Source organism: Dinoroseobacter shibae DFL 12 = DSM 16493, from assembly GCF_000018145.1.
In the GTDB taxonomy this organism is placed as follows: domain Bacteria; phylum Pseudomonadota; class Alphaproteobacteria; order Rhodobacterales; family Rhodobacteraceae; genus Dinoroseobacter; species Dinoroseobacter shibae.
The window spans coordinates 716513-736730 of sequence record NC_009952.1; the positions used below are offsets into that span (position 1 = coordinate 716513).

At 67.8% G+C, this 20218-nt stretch carries 19 protein-coding genes; 14 read left to right on the forward strand and 5 right to left on the reverse strand.

What is annotated here, in order from left to right; genetic code table 11:
• The first annotated feature begins 205 nt into the window (after window positions 1-205).
• Together DSHI_RS03630 and DSHI_RS03635 are read left to right on the forward strand one after the other, a co-directional pair.
• The gene (locus DSHI_RS03630) at window positions 206-2152 is read left to right on the forward strand and encodes an acyl CoA:acetate/3-ketoacid CoA transferase (RefSeq protein WP_012177386.1); all 1947 of its coding nucleotides are present in this window, start codon (window positions 206-208) and stop codon (window positions 2150-2152) included.
• A gap of 65 nt (window positions 2153-2217) precedes the next feature.
• Window positions 2218-2865 carry a DUF2306 domain-containing protein gene (locus tag DSHI_RS03635; RefSeq protein ID WP_012177387.1) on the forward strand — a complete coding sequence of 216 codons (648 nt, stop codon included), beginning with the start codon at window positions 2218-2220 and terminating at the stop codon, window positions 2863-2865.
• Here DSHI_RS03635 and DSHI_RS03640 read toward each other — a convergent pair.
• Entirely contained in the window at window positions 2811-3737 is a 927-nt protein-coding gene (locus DSHI_RS03640) for a LysR family transcriptional regulator ArgP (RefSeq protein WP_012177388.1), read from the reverse strand. The two genes, DSHI_RS03635 and DSHI_RS03640, sit on opposite strands and share 55 nt — an antisense overlap.
• A gap of 90 nt (window positions 3738-3827) precedes the next feature.
• Between DSHI_RS03640 and DSHI_RS03645 the strand changes: the two genes are divergently transcribed.
• The 4 genes from DSHI_RS03645 (at window position 3828) to DSHI_RS03660 (ending at window position 6699) form a co-directional block, all read left to right on the forward strand.
• Window positions 3828-4454, forward strand: a complete 627-nt coding sequence (locus tag DSHI_RS03645) for a LysE/ArgO family amino acid transporter (RefSeq protein ID WP_012177389.1) — start codon at window positions 3828-3830, stop codon at window positions 4452-4454.
• Window positions 4455-4559: 105 nt separating this feature from the next.
• Window positions 4560-5423 carry a CE1 family esterase gene (locus DSHI_RS03650; protein ID WP_012177390.1) on the forward strand — a complete coding sequence of 288 codons (864 nt, stop codon included), beginning with the start codon at window positions 4560-4562 and terminating at the stop codon, window positions 5421-5423.
• Window positions 5424-5469: 46 nt separating this feature from the next.
• Complete coding sequence (locus DSHI_RS03655) at window positions 5470-6372, forward strand: DMT family transporter (protein ID WP_044027622.1); 903 nt, start codon at window positions 5470-5472, stop codon at window positions 6370-6372.
• A gap of 84 nt (window positions 6373-6456) precedes the next feature.
• Window positions 6457-6699: an HP1242/YdcH family protein gene (locus DSHI_RS03660; protein ID WP_012177392.1), complete on the forward strand. Its 243-nt coding sequence runs from the start codon at window positions 6457-6459 to the stop codon at window positions 6697-6699.
• A gap of 13 nt (window positions 6700-6712) precedes the next feature.
• Here DSHI_RS03660 and DSHI_RS03665 read toward each other — a convergent pair whose 3' ends face one another.
• Entirely contained in the window at window positions 6713-8107 is a 1395-nt protein-coding gene (locus DSHI_RS03665) for a helix-turn-helix domain-containing protein (protein ID WP_012177393.1), read from the reverse strand.
• Window positions 8108-8167: 60 nt separating this feature from the next.
• Window positions 8168-9394, reverse strand: coding sequence for a multidrug effflux MFS transporter (locus DSHI_RS03670; RefSeq protein ID WP_012177394.1), 1227 nt, complete (start codon window positions 9392-9394; stop codon window positions 8168-8170).
• Window positions 9395-9743: 349 nt separating this feature from the next.
• Between DSHI_RS03670 and DSHI_RS03675 the strand changes: the two genes are divergently transcribed.
• The 6 genes from DSHI_RS03675 to DSHI_RS03700 all read left to right on the forward strand — a co-directional run bounded on the left by DSHI_RS03675 (window position 9744) and on the right by DSHI_RS03700 (window position 15302).
• A complete protein-coding gene (locus DSHI_RS03675) occupies window positions 9744-11276 on the forward strand; it encodes an acyl-CoA carboxylase subunit beta (protein WP_012177395.1) in 1533 nt (510 codons plus the stop codon).
• Between the two features lie 21 nt (window positions 11277-11297).
• On the forward strand, window positions 11298-11774 hold the full coding sequence (locus DSHI_RS03680) for a hypothetical protein (RefSeq protein ID WP_340213945.1): 477 nt from the start codon (window positions 11298-11300) through the stop codon (window positions 11772-11774).
• Window positions 11767-12156 carry a RidA family protein gene (locus DSHI_RS03685; protein ID WP_012177397.1) on the forward strand — a complete coding sequence of 130 codons (390 nt, stop codon included), beginning with the start codon at window positions 11767-11769 and terminating at the stop codon, window positions 12154-12156. Before DSHI_RS03680 ends, DSHI_RS03685 begins: the two co-directional genes overlap by 8 nt.
• Window positions 12153-12524: a DUF6497 family protein gene (locus DSHI_RS21270; RefSeq protein WP_012177398.1), complete on the forward strand. Its 372-nt coding sequence runs from the start codon at window positions 12153-12155 to the stop codon at window positions 12522-12524. The genes DSHI_RS03685 and DSHI_RS21270 overlap by 4 nt, the downstream gene beginning before the upstream one ends.
• Window positions 12524-12898 (forward strand): hypothetical protein, encoded by a 375-nt coding sequence (locus tag DSHI_RS03695; protein ID WP_044027623.1) that lies wholly within the window; start codon window positions 12524-12526, stop codon window positions 12896-12898. Before DSHI_RS21270 ends, DSHI_RS03695 begins: the two co-directional genes overlap by 1 nt.
• A gap of 358 nt (window positions 12899-13256) precedes the next feature.
• Complete coding sequence (locus tag DSHI_RS03700) at window positions 13257-15302, forward strand: acetyl-CoA carboxylase biotin carboxylase subunit (protein WP_012177400.1); 2046 nt, start codon at window positions 13257-13259, stop codon at window positions 15300-15302.
• A gap of 64 nt (window positions 15303-15366) precedes the next feature.
• Here DSHI_RS03700 and DSHI_RS03705 read toward each other — a convergent pair whose 3' ends face one another.
• A complete protein-coding gene (locus DSHI_RS03705; RefSeq protein WP_012177401.1) occupies window positions 15367-15816 on the reverse strand; it encodes a DUF4174 domain-containing protein in 450 nt (149 codons plus the stop codon).
• A 171-nt stretch (window positions 15817-15987) separates the two neighbouring features.
• On the opposite strand from DSHI_RS03705, the gene DSHI_RS03710 reads away from it, so the two are divergent.
• Window positions 15988-16920, forward strand: coding sequence for a hypothetical protein (locus DSHI_RS03710; protein ID WP_044027624.1), 933 nt, complete (start codon window positions 15988-15990; stop codon window positions 16918-16920).
• On the forward strand, window positions 16892-19030 hold the full coding sequence (gene scpA / locus DSHI_RS03715; protein WP_012177403.1) for a methylmalonyl-CoA mutase: 2139 nt from the start codon (window positions 16892-16894) through the stop codon (window positions 19028-19030). The genes DSHI_RS03710 and scpA overlap by 29 nt, the downstream gene beginning before the upstream one ends.
• A gap of 178 nt (window positions 19031-19208) precedes the next feature.
• Here scpA and DSHI_RS03720 read toward each other — a convergent pair whose 3' ends face one another.
• Complete coding sequence (locus DSHI_RS03720; RefSeq protein ID WP_012177404.1) at window positions 19209-20138, reverse strand: hydrogen peroxide-inducible genes activator; 930 nt, start codon at window positions 20136-20138, stop codon at window positions 19209-19211.
• Window positions 20139-20218: the final 80 nt, after the last annotated feature.

Genomic DNA, 20218 nt, shown 5'->3' on the forward strand with positions numbered 1-20218 from the left:
CCTTGCAGAAAGTTTGTTCCCGCTCCCCTGCCATCGCGTAGCAGAAAACCGCCGCTTCGGGCGAGTCCAAAGTGACCGGACCGTGACAGTCCACCGCGGGGCCGGGCCGCGCCCTTCTCAGGCTCCTTGCGCGCCATGTGCTCTGGGCGCTGGTCATGGGGCGGGGCGGCTGTACATTGTCGGCGGGGTAAACGAGGGGGCGAGCATGCCGAACAAACAGATTTCGGCCGCGGCGGCGGCGGAGCTGGTCCGCGACGGGGATACGGTGACGACCTCCGGCTTCGTTGGGATCGGTGTGCCGGAGGAATTGCTCGTGGCGCTGGAGACCCGGTTCGTCGAGACCGCGCACCCGCGGGACCTGACGCTGTTTTTTGCGGCGGGCCAAGGGGACGGCAAGGACAGGGGGCTGAACCGTCTGGGCCACGAAGGATTGCTGGCGCGGGTGATTGGGGGCCACTGGGGGCTGATCCCCAAGGTGGCGGCCCTGGCCACGGCGGGCAAGATCGCGGCCTATAACCTGCCCCAGGGGGTGATCAGTCACCTTTATCGCGACATCGCCGCGGGCCGGCCCGGCACGCTCAGCCGGGTGGGGCTGGGCACCTTCGTCGACCCGCGCCTGGAGGGGGGCAAGATCAACGATGTCACCCATGACGAGATCGTCTCGGTGATGGAGGTAGGCGGGGCGGAACACCTGTTCTACCGCGCCCTGCCGGTGCATGTGGCCTTGCTGCGCGGCACCTCCGCCGACCCGGCGGGCAATATCTCGATGGAGCGCGAGGCGCTGGTGATCGACAACCTTGCACAAGCCATGGCGGCGAAAAACTCCGGCGGGGTGGTGATCGTGCAGGTCGAGCGCATGGTGGCGCGCCACGGGCTCAACCCGCGCGACGTGGTGATCCCCGGGGCGCTGGTGGACGCGGTGGTGGTGGCCGCCCCCGAGAACCACCACCAGACCTTCGCCACGCCCTACAGCCACGCGTTTTCCGGTCAGTTCCGGGTGGAGGCGGACACCGTGCCCGAGATGCCGTTGACCCCGCGCAAGGTGATCGCCCGGCGCGCGGCCTTCGAGTTGCCGATCAACGGGGTGGTGAACCTCGGGATCGGGATGCCCGAGGGGGTGGCCGCCGTGGCCGGGGAGGAGAAGCTCTTGCCGCATCTGACCCTGACCGCCGAGCCGGGGGTGATCGGCGGGCAGCCGGCCTCGGGGCTGGATTTCGGAGCCGCGGTGAATACGGACGCGATCGTGCCGCAATCGGCGCAGTTCGATTTCTACGATGGCGGGGGGCTGGATATCGCGGTGCTGGGCATGGCGCAGGTGGACGCGCGCGGCAATGTGAACGTCTCGCGTTTCGGGCCCAAGCTCGCCGGGGCGGGCGGGTTCATCAATATCAGCCAGAACGCCCGGGCGGTGGTGTTCGCGGGCACCTTCACCTCCGTTGGATTGGACCTGGCCGTGTCGGAGGCGGGGGTGGAGATCCGGTCCGAGGGCCGGGTGACCAAGTTCGTCGAGGCGGTGGAGCAGGTGACCTTTTCCGGCCCGCTTGCGGCGGCGGCGGGCAAGAAGGTGCTCTATGTCACCGAGCGCGCGGTCTTTCGGCTCCGCCCCGAAGGGGTGGAACTGGTCGAGATCGCGCCGGGGATCGACCTGGAGCGGGACGTACTGGCCCACATGGCTTTCGCGCCGGAAATGGCCCCGGAGATTGCCGAGATGGACGCGCGGCTCTTTGCCGAGGGGCCGATGGGATTGCGGGTGGACCTGCTGCATCTGGACCTCGATGACCGCGTGGCGCTGTCGGCGGACAAGGCGCAGCTGTTCCTGAATTTCGAGAAGATGCGGGTGCGCGCGCCCGGCGACGTGAACAAGGTCCGCGCCCGGGTCGAGGCGGTCTGCGCGCCGCTGGGGCACCGGGTGGACGTGGTCGCCAATTACGACGGGGCGCGGATCGACGAGGAGGTCGAGGACGCCTGGGTGGCGATGGTGCAGCAGATGGAAGACCGCTTCTACGGGACGGTGACGCGGTATTCGGGCTCCGCCTTCATGCGGATGAAGCTCGGCGCGGCCTTCGCCCGGGAGGTGCGCCCCCATGTGTTCGAGACCGCGACCGAGGCGCGCGCCTTCCTGTCGGCGGCGCGGGGTGGATCGTTTCTGTGAACCTGCGGCGCGGGGTGCCTGCGGCGGGGCATTTGCGGACTTGAGTTGGCATTGAGGTGCGCGGGATGGGACGGGCGGGATATCTTGGGCTGGGGGCGGTCTGGCTGCTGGCGCTGCCTTTCGTGGCCTATGCCGCGGCGTTCGGCTGGCGCGGGCTCGTCGCGGATCCCGGGGCGGAGAGTTACCTGTTCGACACCGGCGCGCGGGGGGCGGAAGTGGCGCTGGCGGCGCATATGCTGGCCGGTGCGCTGATCACCGCCCTGGTGCCGATCCAGGTCTTGCCGATTTTGCGGCGCCGCTGGCCGGGGCTGCACCGGGCCGCGGGCCGGGTGATCGCCGGGGCGGCGGGGATGGCCGCGCTGGGCGGGCTGGCCTTCATCGCGGTGCAGGGGACCATCGGCGGCGCGGTGATGGATTTGGGCTTCGGGCTTTACGGGGCGTTGATGTTGCTGGCGGCGGTGCAGGCGGTCCGGCACGCGCGGGCGCGGGATCTCGCGGGGCATCAGATCTGGGCGCTGCGGCTGGCGGTGCTGGCCATGGCTTCCTGGGCGTACCGGGTGCATTACGGGCTGTGGTATGCGTTGACCGGCGGGCTGGGGTCGAACGAGGCGTTTACCGGGGCGTTCGACCGGGTGCAGGTGTTCGCGTTCTTCCTGCCCTATCTGCTCTTGGTGGAGCTTTGGCGGCTGCGGCGCGGGGCGGGCGCGTGCTGATGCAGGCCCGCGCGGGCGGCCTGGCGCAGGGCCGCGGTGAGCGGGGCGAGGGCAGGGGCCGACAGGCGCCGGACCTGCCAGAAAAGCGCGGTGTCGAGCGGGGTGTCGGGCACCAGTTCGACCAGGCGTCCGGCGGCGAGGTGGTCGCGCACCAGCGGTTCGGGGTTCATCCCCCAGCCGAGCCCGGCCAGGGCCGCGTCGACAAAGGCGTGGGTGGAGGGCAGCAGGTGGGTGGGCGGCAGGACCGGCCGGCCCCAGACCTGCGCGATCCAGTCCCGCTGCAGCCGGTCCTTGGGGTTGAAGGTCATGCAGGGGGCCCGTGCCAGGGCGTCGGCGGTCACGCCCGCGGGGAAGTGGCGCGCCATGAAGGCGGGGCTGGCCGTGGCGCGGTAGCGCAAGCGCCCCAGGGCGGTGACGTCGCAGCCGGTGACCGGGGTGCCCCGGGTGCTGAGCGCGGCCAGCACCTCCCCCCGCTGGAGCCAGTCGGCCGCGTGGTCCTGGTCGTCCACCACCAGATCGAACAGCATGTCCGCGCAGGCCGCCAGCGCCGGGATCACCCAGGTGGCGAGGCTGTCGGCATTCACCGCGAGGCGCAGGTGCGGCAGGGCGGCGGGGCCGAGGGCGGGCAGATCGCGGGCGAGGGCGGCCTCCAGCAGGGCGACCTCGTCGGCATGGCGCAGCAGGCGCTGGCCCGCCGCCGTGCCGGTGCAGGGCTGGGTGCGGTGCACCAGTGGTGTGCCCAGCCGATCCTCCAACCCCTTGATCCGCTGCGAGATCGCGGAGGGCGTGAGGCCAAGGCTGCGCGCGGCGGCATCGAAACTGCCGGTGCGCAGCACCTGCGAAAGGGCGATGAGGGCCGGGTCGCTTAGCATTAGAACTCCTTAAGATAGTCCAAGAAGTTTAACTGGACGCAAATCGTTTGGGAAGTTAGCCCGGGCGGGTCAATCGCGCAGGTGTTGCCCATGCTTTCCCCCACTCTTCTCGCGGCCGGGTCCGGCTTTGCCCTCGGGCTGCAACTGATCGTGGCGATCGGGGCGCAGAATGCGTTCCTGCTGCGCCAGGGGCTGCGGCGGAGCCATGTGGGGGCGCTGGTGGTGATCTGCACCCTGTCGGATGCGATCCTGATCGCGGCGGGGGTGTCGGGCTTTGCCGCGATAGAGGCGCGGATGCCGTGGCTTGCGCCGGTCACACTCTGGGCGGGGGCGGCGTTCCTGGTCTGGTACGGGGCGACCCATGCGCTGGCGGCCTGGCGGGGCGGCGCGGCGCTGGACCCGGCGCGGTCCGGGGCCGAGAGCCTGCGCGCCGCGGTGCTGACCTGTCTCGCGCTGACCTGGCTCAACCCCCATGTCTATCTCGACACGCTGGTGGTGATCGGGGCGCTTTCGGCGCAGTTCGGCGAGGCACGGGGCGCCTTCGGGGTCGGGGCGGCGGCGGCGAGCCTGGTATTTTTCGCTGCCCTCGGTTACGGCGCGCGGGCGCTCAGCCCGGTCTTTGCCCGCCCCCGGGCGTGGCAGGTTCTGGACCTGATCATCGCGGTGACCATGTGGGCGCTGGCAGCAAAGCTGCTGATCCGGGGCGTGCCGGGATAAAGCGCGCGCCACGGCTTTGTCGCAAGCTGTCGGCATCTGCGCGCTAGACTTTGCCTTCGGCGGTGCCTAGGTCGCTGAGGGCAAGAGGCAAAGGCGGCGCGGATCATGTCAGACCATTCCTTCCTGTCCAGGATCTGGCAGGCCCTGAAGGCCGCGCTCCTGTCGATCTTCGGTCTGCTCAGCTTCGGCACGTCCGCCGCCCCGGCCCGGGGCCTCGACGAGATGGCGCTGCAGGGGCGTGAATTTCTGCTCTACCGCGCCGAGAGCGTGCAGGGGCAGGCCGCGCCGCTGGTCATGGTGCTCCATGCCGGGTTTCAGAGCGGTGAGAAGATGTACGAGACCCTGCCCCTGGCCGAGGCGGCGGAGCGGGTGGGCTTCAACCTGGTCTATCCCACGGGCACGGCCCTGAAGCTGAACCGCAGCGGGCCGATGATGGAGGCGCGCGGCGGCATGAACGCCTGGAACGCGGGGATGGAGGGGCGCGGGGCCATCGACACCACGGTGCAGGATGTCGCCTACCTGGAGAACATCATCCTCGCGCTGGTCGAGCAGGGGCTGGCGGACCCGGACCGGATCACCGTCGTGGGCCATTCCAACGGGGCGATGATGGCCTACCGGCTGGTCTGCGAACGGCCCGGGCTGGTGCAGACGGTGATCGCGATCTCGGGCACCCCGGCGATCGATCGGTGCATGGGGCCGCTGCGGGGGCTGCGTATCCTGCATATCCACGGCACCGAGGACGAGAACCAGCCCGCCCAGGGCGGGGTCGGGCCGAAGGGCGTGTCGGGGCACAATGCGCGCTCGGTCGCCGACACGGTCGAGATGATGCAGCGCGCGGGCGCCGAGATCCAGGTGCGGCTGGTGGAGGGGGGCGGCCACCGGATCGACACGCTCGACGGGTTGCTGCGCGATCAGTACGGGGCCGATATTCTGACCACGGTGGCGGAGGTTGTGGCGGCCACGCGGTAGCGCGCGGCTCTTGCACAGCCCGCGCATTCCGTGGCACGCCAACGCCATGACGGACAGCCAATCACGGCCCTTGGCGGGGATGCTCTGGATGGTCGCCACGGGGGTGAGCTTCGTGGCGGTCACGGCGCTGGTCAAATCCATCGGGAGTGACATTCCAGCCGCCCAGGCGGCCTTCCTGCGCTACGTGCTGGGGCTGGTGTTCATTTTGCCGGTGCTGGCCTCGCTGCTGCGGACGCTGCCGTCGCGGGCCAACCTGTCGATCTTTGCCCTTCGCGGGCTGATCCACACCGGCGCGGTGATCGCCTGGTTCTTCGCCATGACCCAGATCCCCATCGCCGAGGTGACGGCGATGAACTATTTCTCGCCGGTCTACGTGACCATCGGGGCGGCCCTGTTTCTGGGCGAGAAGCTGGCCGCAAGGCGGATCGCGGCGATCTGCGTCGCGCTGCTCGGGGCGCTGATCATCCTGCGGCCGGGGTTTCGGGAGCTGTCTCCGGGCCATTTCGCCATGCTCGGCACGGCGCTTGGCTTCGCGATCAGCTATCTGTTGGCCAAGCGGCTGGTGCGGGACCTGTCGCCGGGGCTGGTGGTGGCGTGGCTGTCGATCTTCGTGTCCATCGGGCTGGCGCCCTTCGCGATTGCCGTCTGGGTGACGCCGAGCCCTTGGCACCTCGTGGTGCTGTTCGGCGTCGCCTGTTTCGCGACGTTGGGACATTACACCATGACCCGTGCGTTTCAGGCCGCGCCGATGTCGGTCACCCAGCCGGTGACCTTCCTGCAGCTGGTCTGGGCCACGGCGCTGGGTGCGCTGGTCTTCGGCGAGGCGGTGGACGGATTCGTGGTGCTGGGCGGCGGTCTGATCGTGGCGGCGATCTCGTTTCTGTCCTGGCGCGAGGCGCGGTTGCGCCGGGGGGTGATCACCCCGTCGGTTTCGGAGCCGAAAACCTGAAAATCCGTGGGGTGTTTGACCCGGATCAAGGTGGTGCGCGGCAACGGCCCTAGGGTGGGGACGTAACAAGAGAGGGAGAGGTCCATGTCTCATACGCCCCATGAGTTGGCCGAGGAATTTCCGGACAAGGTGGAACTGATCGCGCAGCTGCGCGAGAGCAACGCGCATTTTGCCAAGCTCTGCGCGGAGTATCACGAGGTCAACCGGGCCGTGCACCGGGCCGAGGCGCGGATCGAGCCTGTCTCGGACGAGGCGGAGGAAGAGATGCGCCGCCAGCGGATGCGCCTGAAGGACGAAATCTACGGGATGCTGACGGCCGCGGCCTGAGCCGCGCGCGGCATCAGCCGGTATCCACCTCGTAGGGCAGCACACCGCGCAGCCCCGGATCGACGCTGAGCTTGCGCTCCAGCGGCGGGACGGAGCGCTGGTGGCAGGCGCTGCGCTCGCAGATGCGGCAGGAAATGCCGATGGGCTCGAACCCTTGGCTGAGGTCGAGTCCGTCGCCATAGACCAGCGCCGGGGCATGGCGCACCTCGCAGCCGAGGCCGATGGCATAGCGGCGGGTGGGCGCGCCCCAGCTGCCGCCGGATTTCGACACATCGCGCGCCAGGCACAGGTAGCGGACCCCGTCCGGGGTCTCGGCCAGCTGGCGCAGGAACCGGCCCGGTGTCTCGAACGCCTGGTGCACGTTCCACAGCGGGCAGGCCCCGCCATAGCGGGCGAATTGCAGCCGGGTGGCCGAGTGCCGCTTGGTGATCGTGCCCGCCTGATCCACCCGCACGAAGAAGAAGGGGATGCCCTTGGCACCCGGGCGTTGCAGGGTCGAAAGGCGATGCGCCACCTGTTCGATCGAGGCGCCGAACCGGTCCGCGAGCCGTTCCAGGTCGTGGCGGGTTTCGGCCGCCGCCGCCTGGAATGCGCGATAGGGCAGCAGCACCGCACCGGCGAAGTAATTGGCCAGGCCCAGCTTGGCGATGGCGCGGGCCTCGTCGGTCTGGAACCGTGCGAGATCCAGCGTCGCCTCCAGCAGGTCGTTCTGGGTCACCAGCCCCAGTTGCACCAGCAGCTGGAACCGGCGGGTGGGCGCGGCCGCCCGGGTGGACAGGGTCAGCACCCCCGATTGCGGGTTGAAATGGCGCAGATCGGCGCTATCGCTGTATTGCACGGCCAGCCCCTTGCGCGACAGCAGGCGCCGGGCGCCGGATTCCAACTCTCCGTCGATCTGGTTGGCGATATGCTCGGCGGCGTGGTCCACGGCGTCGATGTAATTGTCGCAATAGTGGAAGAAGTCGCGCACTTCTTCCCAGGGCGAGGGTTGCAGGCTGGAGCCTTCGCGCCCCAGCGCCTCATCGAGCGATGCCAGCCGTTCATGGGTCTGGCGGTAGTGGCGATGCAGTTCGAGAAAGGCGCGCGCCAGGGCCGGGGCGTTGGACGCCGCGAGCCGCAGATCGGCGAGCGGTGGCGGCGTTTCCCCGAAGACCGGATCGGCCAGCGCCTCGCGCATGTCCGACACCAGCCGCTCCGCCTCCCCGGTGCTGAGCTGGGTGACGTCGAAGCCGAACTCCTGCGCCAGCGCCAGCAGCACGGTGCTGGAGACCGGGCGATTGTTGTTCTCCATCTGGTTCAGATAGGGCAGGGACACGCCCAGTTTCTCGGCAAAGAGCTTCTGGGTCAGGCCGAGCCCGGTGCGGGTCTCGCGCAGCTTCGCGCCGGCATAGAGTTTCTGGGTGGCCATGGGTGCCCCGCTTGTTTGCTAACCCTGTTCTAGGGTTTGCAAACAGGCGGGTCCAGAGGGTCAGGCGCTGGGCTGGGCGGTCAGGTCGCGCTCCCGGCGCATCACGTAGATCACCGCGACAGTGGAGCCGAGCGAGGTCAGAAGCATCAGTGCCTGCAGCGGGTAGGGCCCGGTGCCCAGCGGCAGAAGGATGCCCGCCAGCACCGACATGGCCGCGCCGCCGCCCACCATGATCGCGCCACCCAGCCCGCTGGCGGTGCCGGCCAGGTGCGGACGCACCGACAGGCTGCCCGCGGTGGCGTTGGGGATGATCATGCCGTTGCCGATCCCCACCGTGGCGGTCAGGGCAAAAAAGCTCAGCGGATGGGTCAGACCGGCGGCATAGATCAGGATCGACGCCGCCATGCCCACCGAGGTGATGAGCGAACCCCAGAGGATCATGCGATTGATCCCGATGCGGATGGAGAACCGGCCCGACAGGAAATTGCCGAGCACGTAGCCGAGCGCAGGCGCCCCGAAATAGATTCCGAGAATGGCGGGGCTGAGCCCGAACACCTCGGAGCCGAGATAGGGCGCACCGCCCAGGAAGGCGAAAAAGACGCCCGATGCAAAGGCGGCCGCGGCGACATAGCCCCAGAAACGCCGGGCCTTGAGCAGTTCGGGATATTCCGCGACCTGCGCCCGGAAGCCGCCCGAACGGTTGGGTGCGGTCTCGCCCAGGTCGCTCCAGATCAGCCAGAGCATCGCGACGGCAGCGGCAAAGAGCAGCCAGAAGCTCGCCCGCCAGCCGAAGGTTTCATCCAGCAGGCCGCCGAGGGCGGGGCCGATCATCGGCACGATCGCCATGCCCATGGTGACATAGCCGATCAGCGAGGCCGCCTCGGCCTGCCCCACCATGTCGCGCACGATGGCCCGGCTCAGCACCAGGGCCGAGGCGATCACCGCCTGGGCCATGCGGCAGGCCAGGAAGACCTCGACCGTCGGTGCGAAGATCGCCCCGAGGGTCGCCAGGGCAAACAGCGCCGTAGAGATCAGCATCACCGGCCGCCGCCCGTAGCGATCCGACAGCGGCCCCACCAGCAGCTGCAAGACGGCGGTCATCATCAGGTAGAGCGAGACCGACAGCTGCATCACCGCGTACTCGGCATCGAAATAGACCGCCATGCCCGGCAGGGAGGGCAAAAACACGTTCATCGACAGCGCGGCAACCCCCGCCATGAGCACCAGCGTGGCCAGATGCGGGGGGGTATTGCGGTCAAGAAAGCGGCTGGCGGGGCGTTTTGTCATGGGCCAGAGCTATGCGGGCGCGGGGGCAAAGTCCACTCCTGCACAGCTGTTGTGCATGCCGCTCAAAGCGCGGGCTAATTGTCACGCCCGGCACCATGGTCGCGGTTCTGGTCGGGTCTGCCGCGGCGCGGGGCGGTCTCTGGCGGGGCTGGGACGGCCCTGATCCACGCCGCGCGGGGTGCTTCGGGCTTGATATCCCGGCATTTTACCAGTCCAGGGACAGTTGTGTTTGCATATTTGCGATATGCACTCATATCTTTTCACTTAGTTTGCAAATTTTCGGAATTCCTCTTTCCGCCGCGCGGGGGCCTCCGTAGGGTCCGCCACAAATCGCGACGGAGATGACCAGATGAAAGACATTCAGCACGAGCTCGACCAGCGGCGTTTGGATGCCCGGATGGGCGGCGGCGAGAAACGGATCGCCAGCCAGCACGCCAAGGGCAAGTTGACGGCGCGGGAGCGGATCGAGCTTCTGCTGGACGAGGGCTCTTTCGAAGAGTTCGACATGTTCATCACCCACCGCTGCACCGATTTCGGGATGCAGGAGCAGAAGCCCGCGGGCGACGGCGTGGTGACCGGCTGGGGCACGGTGAACGGGCGGCAGGTCTATGTCTTCAGCCAGGATTTCACGGTTCTGGGCGGGTCGGTGTCGGCCACCCATGCCAAGAAGATCTGCAAGATCATGGATATGGCGATCGAAAACGGCGCGCCGGTGATCGGGATCAACGATTCCGGCGGGGCGCGGATCCAGGAAGGGGTCGACAGCCTCGCGGGCTATGGCGACGTGTTCCAGCGCAATATCGAGGCCTCGGGCGTGGTCCCGCAGATCAGCATGATCATGGGGCCCTGTGCGGGTGGTGCGGTGTACAGCCCCGCCATGACCGACTTCATCTTCATGGTGAAGGACAGCTCCTACATGTTCGTGACCGGCCCGGACGTGGTCAAGACCGTCACCAACGAGGTCGTCACCGCCGAGGAACTGGGCGGCGCGAGCACCCATACCCGGAAATCCTCCGTCGCCGATGCGGCCTTCGAGAATGACGTCGAGGCGCTGGCCGAGGTCCGCCGCCTGATCGACTTCCTGCCGCTCAACAACCGCGAGAAGGCGCCGGTCCGGCCTTTCTTCGACGACCCGGCGCGGGTGGAGGAAAGCCTCGACACCCTGATCCCCGACAATCCCAACCAGCCCTACGACATGAAAGAGCTGATCACCAAGGTCGCGGACGAGGGGGATTTCTACGAGATCCAGAAGGATTTCGCAGGCAACATCATCACCGGTTTCATCCGGCTGGAGGGGCAGACCGTGGGCGTGGTGGCGAACCAGCCGATGGTTCTGGCGGGCGTTCTGGATATTGACAGTGCGCGCAAGGCCGCCCGGTTCGTGCGGTTCTGCGACTGTTTCGAGATCCCGATCCTGACCTTGGTGGATGTGCCCGGCTTCCTGCCTGGTACCGGGCAGGAGTATAACGGCGTCATCAAGCACGGGGCCAAGCTGCTTTTTGCCTATGGCGAGGCGACGGTGCCCAAGGTGACTGTGATCACGCGCAAGGCCTATGGCGGGGCCTATGTGGTGATGAGCTCCAAGCATTTGCGCGGCGACATCAATTACGCCTGGCCGACGGCCGAAGTCGCCGTGATGGGGGCCAAGGGGGCGACGGAAATCATTCACCGCGCCGATCTGGGCGACCCCGAGAAGATCGCGGCGCGGACGGCGGAATACGAGGACCGGTTTGCCAACCCATTCGTGGCGGCCGAGCGCGGCTTCATCGACGAGGTGATCATGCCCCAGTCGACCCGCCGCCGCGTCGCCCGGGCCTTCGCCGCCCTGCGCAACAAGCGCGCGGTCAAGCCGTGGAAGAAGCACGACAACATTCCGCTCTGACCTCTGAACGAGCGTATCGAGATGGATCGGCACATACACGACCACGACACCGGGAGGAGCGAGGGGATCGCAGATGCGGCCTTCGTCGGTGGGGGACGCGTGTCTGATCCCGGGGCTGGCGGCGCAGGTCGCCAGCCCTCGCGCCATCGCCGGCGCGGCTGGATCGAGCGGCGCGCGGGCGCGGTTCTGACCCTGTCGCGGCGTCCCGGGGCGCGGTTCGATCTCGCCGCCGCGACCCGGATGCCGCCCGTGGCGGCGCGCGGGCGCCTGGCGCATCAGATCCGCCAGGATCTGTGGCGGGCGCTGCGGGGACTGCGGGGGTTCTCGCCCGTGGTGCAGGTCACGGCGGGCCCGGAGGGCACAGAGGTGATCGCCGGGGGGCAGCTGGCCGCGGCGCGCGCCCCCAAGGCCCAGATCGAGGCGCGGATCGCCGCCCTGCTCGAAGACCCGCAGCACCGCGCCCGGTGGCTGCGCCATGCCGGAGTTGTCCATGCCTGAATTTCATTTCATCGATGCGGCCCCGACCCCGGTCGGCCCGTTCTGCCATGCGACCGAGACCGATGGCTGGGTGTTCCTGACCGGCCAGATGCCCACGGACCCCGGTGACGCGGACGCGCCCCTGCCCGAGGGGATCGAGGCGCAGGCGCGTCGGGTGATGGACAACCTCGTGCTTGTGCTGGAGGGGGCGGAGCTGGGCCTGGGCGACGTGGTGCAGTGCCGGTGTTACCTGACAGAGTTCGAACGGGATTTCGACGCGTTCAACCAGGTCTACATGTCCTATTTCCCCGAAGGCGCGCGCCCGGCGCGCACCACGATCGGGGTGACTGCGCTGGCGGTCGGTGCGCTGGTCGAGGTCGACATGGTGGCGCGGCGCCCATGATCGGGCTTGCGCCATATCCCGGACCGCGCCCCCCCGCGCATCTGGCGGGTCTGGTCGAGGACCTGCCCAGCGGCCTGCGCCCCATCGCGCTGCCGGCGCTGGTGGAGGAGCAGGCGGGCGAGCCGGTGCTGGTCCTGCGCTATGTCGCGCCGGAGATTGCGCGGGCGCGCGGGCTATACGACTACGACGCGCTGGCCGAGGATTTCCTGGCGCTCTGCGCGCGCGATGCGGAAGCGGACGGGCCGGAGAAGGTCATCGTCGTGCTGCAGGACCGCGCCGTGCCCCGGGGGCAGGCCAACCCGGACGCCACGCAGTATGTCGAGAGTTTCCGCCGCACCGCCACGGGCTGCGATTGGGAGGGGTTCTGATGCCGTTGCCGGAGATGACCAAGCACCGCGGGTTTCCCGGACGCCTGCCGGGTACGGATTTCCAGTTCGTCCTGCGCCGGGCCAGCAAGAAGGGCGCCACGCCGCTGGTGGCGCGGGAACGCTATGCCGACCGCCGCCCCGCCGATCGCCGGGCAGATGAAGGGTTCATGGAGGCGCTCTGGACCCATTTCGGCGACCAGCCTTTCGAGCGTGGCAATCTCGATGCCGGGCGGCTCAACTGGCTCTTCGGGCGGGAGGTCGTTCCTGCGGAAACCCCTTTCGATCCCGCGTCCTACCAGGCGCTTCTGCGGATCGATGTGGCGGTGGCGCGGCGCAGCTTTCCGGACCTGTTCGACGGGGAGGGCGGTCAGTGAGACATGCGGTACAGGGCCCGGACCGGCGGATTTCGGCCAGTGGGCACAAAATTCTCTTTCCCCAACGTCAAGAGTGTGTTCTCCTCAAGGTTGTGGCGAACGTATTTTGGTCGCCCCAAACACCACCCCTACGCACTGGAACGCTTCAGGGGGCCGCCACCAGACCTGGCAGCCCTCTGATGGCGCGTGCATGGCGGACCGCTCCCCCGACATATCGCCCGCGCAGGCCCGCTGCGCGCCCCGCCCCACACCCGGCCCCCTGCGTGCTGCGCGCAGCGGGGCCCTGCAATGCCCGGACCCGCGCGGTTCCGGGACCGCGGTCGCGTGCCGCGTGACTGACAAGAAGAAGGAAGAGGCCATGTTCAAGAAAATCCTGATTGCCAACCGTGGCGAGATTGCCTGCCGGGTCATAAAGACCGCGCGCAAGATGGGCATCCAGACGGTTGCGATCTATTCGGATGCGGACCGCAATGCGCTGCATGTGCGGATGGCCGATGAGGCGGTGCATATCGGCCCGTCGCCCGCCAACCAGTCCTATATCGTGATCGACAAGGTGATGGACGCCATCCGGCAGACCGGCGCCGAGGCGGTGCATCCGGGCTACGGCTTCCTGTCCGAGAACAAGCTCTTCGCCGAGGCGCTGGAGAAAGAGGGCGTGGCCTTCATCGGGCCGCCCGCGAATGCCATCGAGGCGATGGGCGACAAGATCACCTCCAAGAAGATCGCGCAGGAGGCGAACGTCTCCACCGTCCCGGGCTATATGGGGTTGATCGCGGATGCGGACGAGGCGGTGAAGATCTCGGGCGAGATCGGCTACCCGGTGATGATCAAGGCCTCCGCCGGGGGCGGCGGCAAGGGGATGCGGATCGCCTGGAACGACGCCGAGGCGCGCGAGGGCTTCCAGAGCTCCAAGAACGAGGCGGCGAATTCTTTCGGCGACGACCGGATCTTCATCGAGAAATTCGTCACCCAACCGCGCCATATCGAGATCCAGGTGCTGGCCGATACCCATGGCAACTGCATCTACCTGGGCGAGCGGGAGTGTTCGATCCAGCGCCGCAACCAGAAGGTGGTCGAGGAAGCGCCCAGCCCGTTCCTCGACGAGGCAACCCGCAAGGCGATGGGGGAGCAGTCCTGCGCCCTGGCCCAGGCCGTGGGCTATGCCAGCGCCGGGACCGTGGAATTCATCGTCGATGGCGACCGGAATTTCTATTTCCTCGAGATGAACACGCGGCTCCAGGTGGAACACCCGGTGACCGAACTGATTACCGGCGTCGACCTGGTGGAGCAGATGATCCGCGTGGCGGCCGGGGAAAAGCTGCCCATGACCCAGGACGATGTGACCCTGACCGGCTGGGCCATCGAGAACCGGCTTTACGCCGAGGACCCCTATCGCAACTTTCTGCCCTCCATCGGGCGGCTCACGCGCTACCGCCCGCCGGTCGAGGTCGCGGCAGGACCTCTGGAGGCCAATGGCAAATGGCATGGCGATGCCCCCAGCGGCCCGACGGCGGTGCGCAACGATACCGGCGTCTACGAGGGCGGCGAGATCAGCATGTACTACGACCCGATGATCGCCAAGCTCTGTACCTGGGGGCCGGACCGCCCGGCGGCGATCGAGGCGATGCGCAACGCGCTCGACGGGTTCGAGGTCGAGGGGATCGGCCACAACCTGCCCTTCGTGGCGGCGGTGATGGACCACCCGGTCTTCATCAAGGGCGAGATGACCACCGCCTTCATCAAAGAGCAGTACCCCGACGGCTTCGAGGGCGTGACCCTCGGCGCGGCCGACCTGACACGGCTTGCGGCGGCGGCGGCGGCGATGTTCCGGGTGGCAGAGATCCGGCGCACCCGCATTTCCGGTACGCTCGACAACCACGAGCGGATGGTCGGCACCGACTGGGTCGTGACCGCCCAGGATGCCCGGTTCGATGTGACCATCGACGCGGATCCGGGCGGCTCCACCGTGCGCTTCGCCGACGGGACCGCCCACCGGGTGACCAGCCGCTGGACCCCGGGCGACAGCCTCGCCACGGTCGAGATCGACGGTGCGCCAATGGTGCTCAAGGTGGACAAGATCACCAGCGGTTTCCGGATGCGGTTCCGCGGAGCGGATGTGAAGGTCCATGTCCGCACCCCGCGCCAGGCCGAACTGAATGACCTGATGCCCGAGAAGCTGCCGCCGGATACGTCGAAGATGCTGCTCTGCCCGATGCCGGGGCTGGTGGTGAAGATCGACGTGGAGGTCGGCGACGAGGTGCAGGAGGGCCAGGCGCTCTGTACCGTGGAGGCGATGAAGATGGAGAACATCCTGCGCGCCGAAAAGACCGCCACGGTCACCAAGATCAACGCCGGTGCCGGCGACAGCCTCGCGGTGGACGACGTGATCATGGAGTTCGAGTGATCCGCACCGCCTGCCATACCAGCGCCAGGACGCCTGATGCAGGCGCGCCTGGCGGCTGCGCGGGTTATCCCGCGGTGGCCTTGCGCAGGCGGATCTCTTCCTGCCGGAGGGGCATCTTGTCGATCTGGCGGGTGATCTCGCGCACGGTCCAGGGGGACGGTTTGCGCAGCTTCACGCCGCCATCCTTGCCCACGATCACCATCATGAAGCCGCGCGGGCGCAGCTTGGTGCGCAATTCGGACTTCGCGTCGGGGTCGGTATCCACGATCACGACGACATCGCGCACGGCGAGATCCTCGATCCGGGCCTCGAGCAGGGTCATCTGCTCGACGAAGCGGGGATCGGCGGGTGTGTCCGCAAACACCACGACCGGGCGCGCAACCCATAGAAAATCGTTCAAATTGACTTCACTTGCCTCGAGCGGCGGCCAGATCACCGGGATGTCGTCCGCCGCTGCCGCGCCTGACGCCGTCGTGAGAAGTCCAGCAATTACAAAGGGTATCAGTCGTTTCATGGTGCCTCCGGTTGCTCCGAATATATGCCGTGCAAACGGGATTTCTAAGCCCTCGATGCGCTTTTTGCCGCCCGGTAACGTTAATTCGTCCGGAAGGGTCGCTGCCTAATGTCTCTCGCGATGACATATCCTGCGCGTTTTGCGCCGGACCGAGGGATAATGAGGCGTATCTTGGACGTTATTTTGCATGTGGGCGCCCATCGGACGGGCACGACAAGTTTGCAACAGACGCTGCGGCGCAATGCCTCGCGGTTGCGGGCGAGTTCGGTCGCGGTATGGGAGCCGAATGTCACCCGTGCGGCGCTCTTCGATGGGCTGGTCAAGGCTGCCGACCGGGTCACGCCGCAGGTGGCCGCGCAGGCCCGGGTATCCAGCGCGCGGGTGCGCGGCGAAATCGACCGGCTGCGCGGGACCGGAATGCGGACCCTGATCGTGAGCGAAGAGAACATGCTGGGCGCGATCCCGGCGTGCGTGGCCAGCGGGCAGCTTTACCCGGATGCGGCACGGCGTATGGCGCGCTTCCGCCCGGCCTTCGGCGCGCAATGCACGCGGATCGGCCTCGCCATCCGCAATTACGAACGGCACTGGACCTCGATGCTCGGCTTCACGGTCAAGCATGGCGGACGGGTGCCCGACCGCGACCGTCTGGGCGCGCTGGTGGACCAGCCTCGCCGCTGGCGCGACGTGATCCGGGAGTTGCAGGTGGTGTTCCCCAGGGCCGAACTGGTGGTCTGGCCCTTCGAGGCGCTGGTGGATGTGCCACATCTGCTGGTCCCGGGGCTGACGCGGCGGGTGTTGCCCGCCCCGCTCGAGCCTGTGCCCTGCATCCACAACGCGTCGCCGGATGTGGCGCTCCTGCGCAAGGTGGTGGCCGAGGGCCCGTGCCCGCATCACCTAGCGCGCCTGCCGGAGGCAGGGCCCTGGCGCCCCTTCTCCGCGGCGCAGATCGCGCGGATGCGGGCGGCCTATGACGACGAGATCGCATGGCTGCGCTCAGGTGCCGCCGGCGCGGTCACCTACATAGAGAGCCCCGAGTGCATCGCGGGCCTGACAGGACCAGAAAGAGGAGTGGACCATGACGAAAGGCAAAGACGCGTGGGCTGACCTCGCCGCCAAGGAGTTGCGCGGCAAGCCGTTGGAGACGTTGACCTGGAAGACGCTGGAGGGGATCGACGTCAAACCCCTCTATACCGCCGAGGACCTGGAGGGGCTCGACCATCTGGGATCGGTCCCCGGTCAGGCGCCCTTCACGCGCGGGGTGAAGGCCACGATGTATGCGGGCCGCCCCTGGACGATCCGGCAATATGCGGGCTTCTCCACCGCCGAGGAGAGCAACGCGTTCTACCGCAAGGCCCTTGCCGCCGGGCAGCAGGGCGTGTCGGTGGCGTTCGATCTGGCCACCCACCGCGGCTATGACAGCGACCATCCCCGGGTGGAGGGCGATGTGGGCAAGGCCGGCGTGGCCATCGACAGTGTCGAGGACATGAAGATCCTGTTCGACGGCATCCCGCTCGATCAGGTGTCGGTCTCGATGACCATGAACGGCGCCGTGATCCCGATCCTCGCGAATTTCATCGTCACCGGCGAAGAGCAGGGCCATGACCGGTCTGTCCTGTCGGGCACGATCCAGAACGACATCCTCAAGGAATTCATGGTCCGCAACACCTATGTCTATCCGCCTGAGCCCTCGATGCGGATCATCGCGGACATCATCGAATACACCTCCGCCGAGATGCCGAAATTCAACTCGATCTCGATCTCCGGCTACCACATGCAGGAGGCGGGCGCGAACCTGGTGCAGGAGCTGGCCTTCACCCTGGCGGACGGGCGCGAATATGTCCGCGCCGCCATCGCGCGCGGCATGGACGTGGACAAGTTCGCAGGCAGGCTCAGCTTCTTCTTCGCCATCGGCATGAACTTCTTCATGGAAGCCGCCAAGCTGCGCGCGGCGCGGATGCTGTGGCACAAGATCATGTCCGAGTTCGAGCCGAAGAACCCGCGCTCCATGATGCTGCGCACCCATTGCCAGACGAGCGGTGTCTCCTTGCAGGAGCAAGACCCCTACAACAACGTGATCCGCACCGCTTACGAGGCGATGAGCGCGGTTCTGGGCGGGACGCAATCGCTGCATACCAACGCGCTGGACGAGGCGATTGCCCTGCCGACGGAATTCTCGGCGCGCATCGCCCGGAACACCCAGCTGATCCTGCAGGAGGAGACCGGCGTGACCAACGTGGTCGATCCGCTGGCGGGCTCTTACTACGTCGAAAGCCTGACCAACGAGCTGGCCGAAAAGGCCTGGGCCTTGATCGAGGAGGTCGAGGAACTGGGCGGCATGACCAAGGCCGTGGCCTCTGGCATGCCCAAGCTGCGGATCGAGGAGTCCGCGGCCCGACGCCAGGCGATGATCGACAAGGGCACGGAAGTGATCGTGGGGGTCAACAAGTACCGCAAGGACAAGGAAGACCCGATCGACATCCTGGAGATCGACAATGCCAAGGTGCGCGACGGGCAGGTGGCCCGGCTCGCGAAGATCCGCGCGGAGCGGGACGAGGCGGCCTGCGACTCGGCCCTGGCCGAGGTGGAGCGGTGCGCGGCTGAGGGGGGCAACCTTCTGGCCGCGGCGGTGGAAGCGGCTCGCGCGCGGGCCAGTGTGGGAGAAATCAGCATGGCCATGGAAAAGGTGTTCGGACGCCACCGGGCAGAGGTGAAGACGCTCGCGGGTGTCTATGGCGCGGCCTACGAGGGCGATGACGGGTTCGCCGCCATCCAGAAATCGGTGGAGGATTTCGCCGCCGAGGAAGGGCGCAGGCCCCGGATGCTCGTGGTCAAGATGGGCCAGGACGGCCATGACCGGGGCGCCAAGGTGATCGCCACCGCCTTTGCCGATATCGGGTTCGACGTGGATGTGGGGCCGCTCTTCCAGACCCCGGAAGAGGCCGCGCAGGACGCTATCGACAACGATGTGCACGTCATCGGCATCTCCAGCCAGGCCGCCGGTCACAAGACCCTTGCCCCCAAGCTGGTCGATGCGCTGAAGGCCCAGGGCGCGGGGGATATCCTGGTGATTTGCGGCGGGGTGATCCCGCAGCAGGACTACCAGTACCTCTATGACCGCGGGGTGAAGGCGATCTTCGGGCCGGGTACGAACATCCCCGAGGCGGCCCAGGACATCCTGCGCCTGATCCGGGAATCCCGGGCCGAAGCGGCCTGATCGGGCCGATCTGTGTCGGGGGGGGGGGGTGGGCGCCCGCCGGGTCTGCGCGGCGCGGCCCGGCCGCGTCCGTAGCCGCAACCGACCGCGCGCCGCAGCCATGTCCGGGCTCAAGCCCGGGAAAGGGCGGGCGCGCCCCTTGCGCCGTCTGGCACGGTCCGCCGGGTGAGACCTGCGTTCAGCTTTCGACCACCAGCTCCGGCCAGCGCGCCCGCACCACGTCGCGGATCACCTGCGCGATTTGTAAATTCGCTCCGGTGCGTCCCGCCCGGGTGCGCCAGACAAGGCCAACAGACCGCGCGATGGGGGCGCCGCTGAGACGGCGGACCACCACCTCCGCCCCGCGGCCCTCGATCTCCGACCGGACATAGAGCGCGGGTAGAAACGTGATCCCCATTCCCATTCCCACCATCTGGCGCAGGGCATCCAGCGATGTGCCCTCGTAGTCGCGCGCAAGCTGGGCGCCGGTCTGCTGGCAGATCGCGGTGATCTGGTCGTGCAGGTGGTAGGCGGGGCTGAGGCTCAGCACCTGCTCGCCCGCCAGATCCCGCGGCCGCAGCACCTCCTTGTCGAGCAGGGGGTGATCGGCGGGCAGGGCCAGCAGCAACGGTTCGCGGAACAGCCGCGCGGTGGTGTAATCGGCCCCGGTCACCGGCAGCTGCGTCAGGATCACGTCATGCTCGCCGCGCGCGAGGTCCTGTTCCAGCAGCCGTGGCGCATCCTCGCGAATGTAGATCCGCAGGTCCGGGTGCGCCGCGTGGAGCGCGCCGACCACATGGGGCAGCAGGTAGGGCCCCAGCGTTGCCTTGGCCCCCAGCCGGATGGTGCCGACCACCCCGTCGCGCGCGGTGCCCGCGAAATCGACCAGGCTCTGGACATCGTCGAGGATGCGCCGGGCGCGCAACACGACCTCCCGGCCGACCTGGGTCAGGCGCACGCCGCCGCGCCCACGCTCCACCAGGGCAACGCCCAAGGTGTCTTCCAGGTTCTGGATCTGTGCGCTCAGGGACGGTTGGGTCACGCCCACCCGTTCGGCGGCGCGCCGAAAATGCGCCGTTTCCTCGATCGCGACGAGGAATTGCAACTGTCTGAGGGTGGGGCCGGCCATGGGATGCCTTTGATAGGAATAAACTATCGAAATTTCTTAAGCCATCGGCTTTTTATTTTCAATACGGGTCGCATATTGCT

What these genes read in the sequence shown, in the direction of transcription:
- DSHI_RS03630 (WP_012177386.1), top strand. Translation starts at nt 206, where the DNA reads ATGCCGAACAAACAGATTTCGGCCGCGGCGGCGGCGGAGCTGGTCCGC.
- DSHI_RS03635 (WP_012177387.1), top strand. Translation starts at nt 2,218, where the DNA reads ATGGGACGGGCGGGATATCTTGGGCTGGGGGCGGTCTGGCTGCTGGCG.
- DSHI_RS03640 (WP_012177388.1), bottom strand. Translation starts at nt 3,737, where the DNA reads ATGCTAAGCGACCCGGCCCTCATCGCCCTTTCGCAGGTGCTGCGCACC.
- DSHI_RS03645 (WP_012177389.1), top strand. Translation starts at nt 3,828, where the DNA reads ATGCTTTCCCCCACTCTTCTCGCGGCCGGGTCCGGCTTTGCCCTCGGG.
- DSHI_RS03650 (WP_012177390.1), top strand. Translation starts at nt 4,560, where the DNA reads ATGTCAGACCATTCCTTCCTGTCCAGGATCTGGCAGGCCCTGAAGGCC.
- DSHI_RS03655 (WP_044027622.1), top strand. Translation starts at nt 5,470, where the DNA reads ATGACGGACAGCCAATCACGGCCCTTGGCGGGGATGCTCTGGATGGTC.
- DSHI_RS03660 (WP_012177392.1), top strand. Translation starts at nt 6,457, where the DNA reads ATGTCTCATACGCCCCATGAGTTGGCCGAGGAATTTCCGGACAAGGTG.
- DSHI_RS03665 (WP_012177393.1), bottom strand. Translation starts at nt 8,107, where the DNA reads ATGGCCACCCAGAAACTCTATGCCGGCGCGAAGCTGCGCGAGACCCGC.
- DSHI_RS03670 (WP_012177394.1), bottom strand. Translation starts at nt 9,394, where the DNA reads ATGACAAAACGCCCCGCCAGCCGCTTTCTTGACCGCAATACCCCCCCG.
- DSHI_RS03675 (WP_012177395.1), top strand. Translation starts at nt 9,744, where the DNA reads ATGAAAGACATTCAGCACGAGCTCGACCAGCGGCGTTTGGATGCCCGG.
- DSHI_RS03680 (WP_340213945.1), top strand. Translation starts at nt 11,298, where the DNA reads ATGGATCGGCACATACACGACCACGACACCGGGAGGAGCGAGGGGATC.
- DSHI_RS03685 (WP_012177397.1), top strand. Translation starts at nt 11,767, where the DNA reads ATGCCTGAATTTCATTTCATCGATGCGGCCCCGACCCCGGTCGGCCCG.
- DSHI_RS21270 (WP_012177398.1), top strand. Translation starts at nt 12,153, where the DNA reads ATGATCGGGCTTGCGCCATATCCCGGACCGCGCCCCCCCGCGCATCTG.
- DSHI_RS03695 (WP_044027623.1), top strand. Translation starts at nt 12,524, where the DNA reads ATGCCGTTGCCGGAGATGACCAAGCACCGCGGGTTTCCCGGACGCCTG.
- DSHI_RS03700 (WP_012177400.1), top strand. Translation starts at nt 13,257, where the DNA reads ATGTTCAAGAAAATCCTGATTGCCAACCGTGGCGAGATTGCCTGCCGG.
- DSHI_RS03705 (WP_012177401.1), bottom strand. Translation starts at nt 15,816, where the DNA reads ATGAAACGACTGATACCCTTTGTAATTGCTGGACTTCTCACGACGGCG.
- scpA (WP_012177403.1), top strand. Translation starts at nt 16,892, where the DNA reads ATGACGAAAGGCAAAGACGCGTGGGCTGACCTCGCCGCCAAGGAGTTG.
- DSHI_RS03720 (WP_012177404.1), bottom strand. Translation starts at nt 20,138, where the DNA reads ATGGCCGGCCCCACCCTCAGACAGTTGCAATTCCTCGTCGCGATCGAG.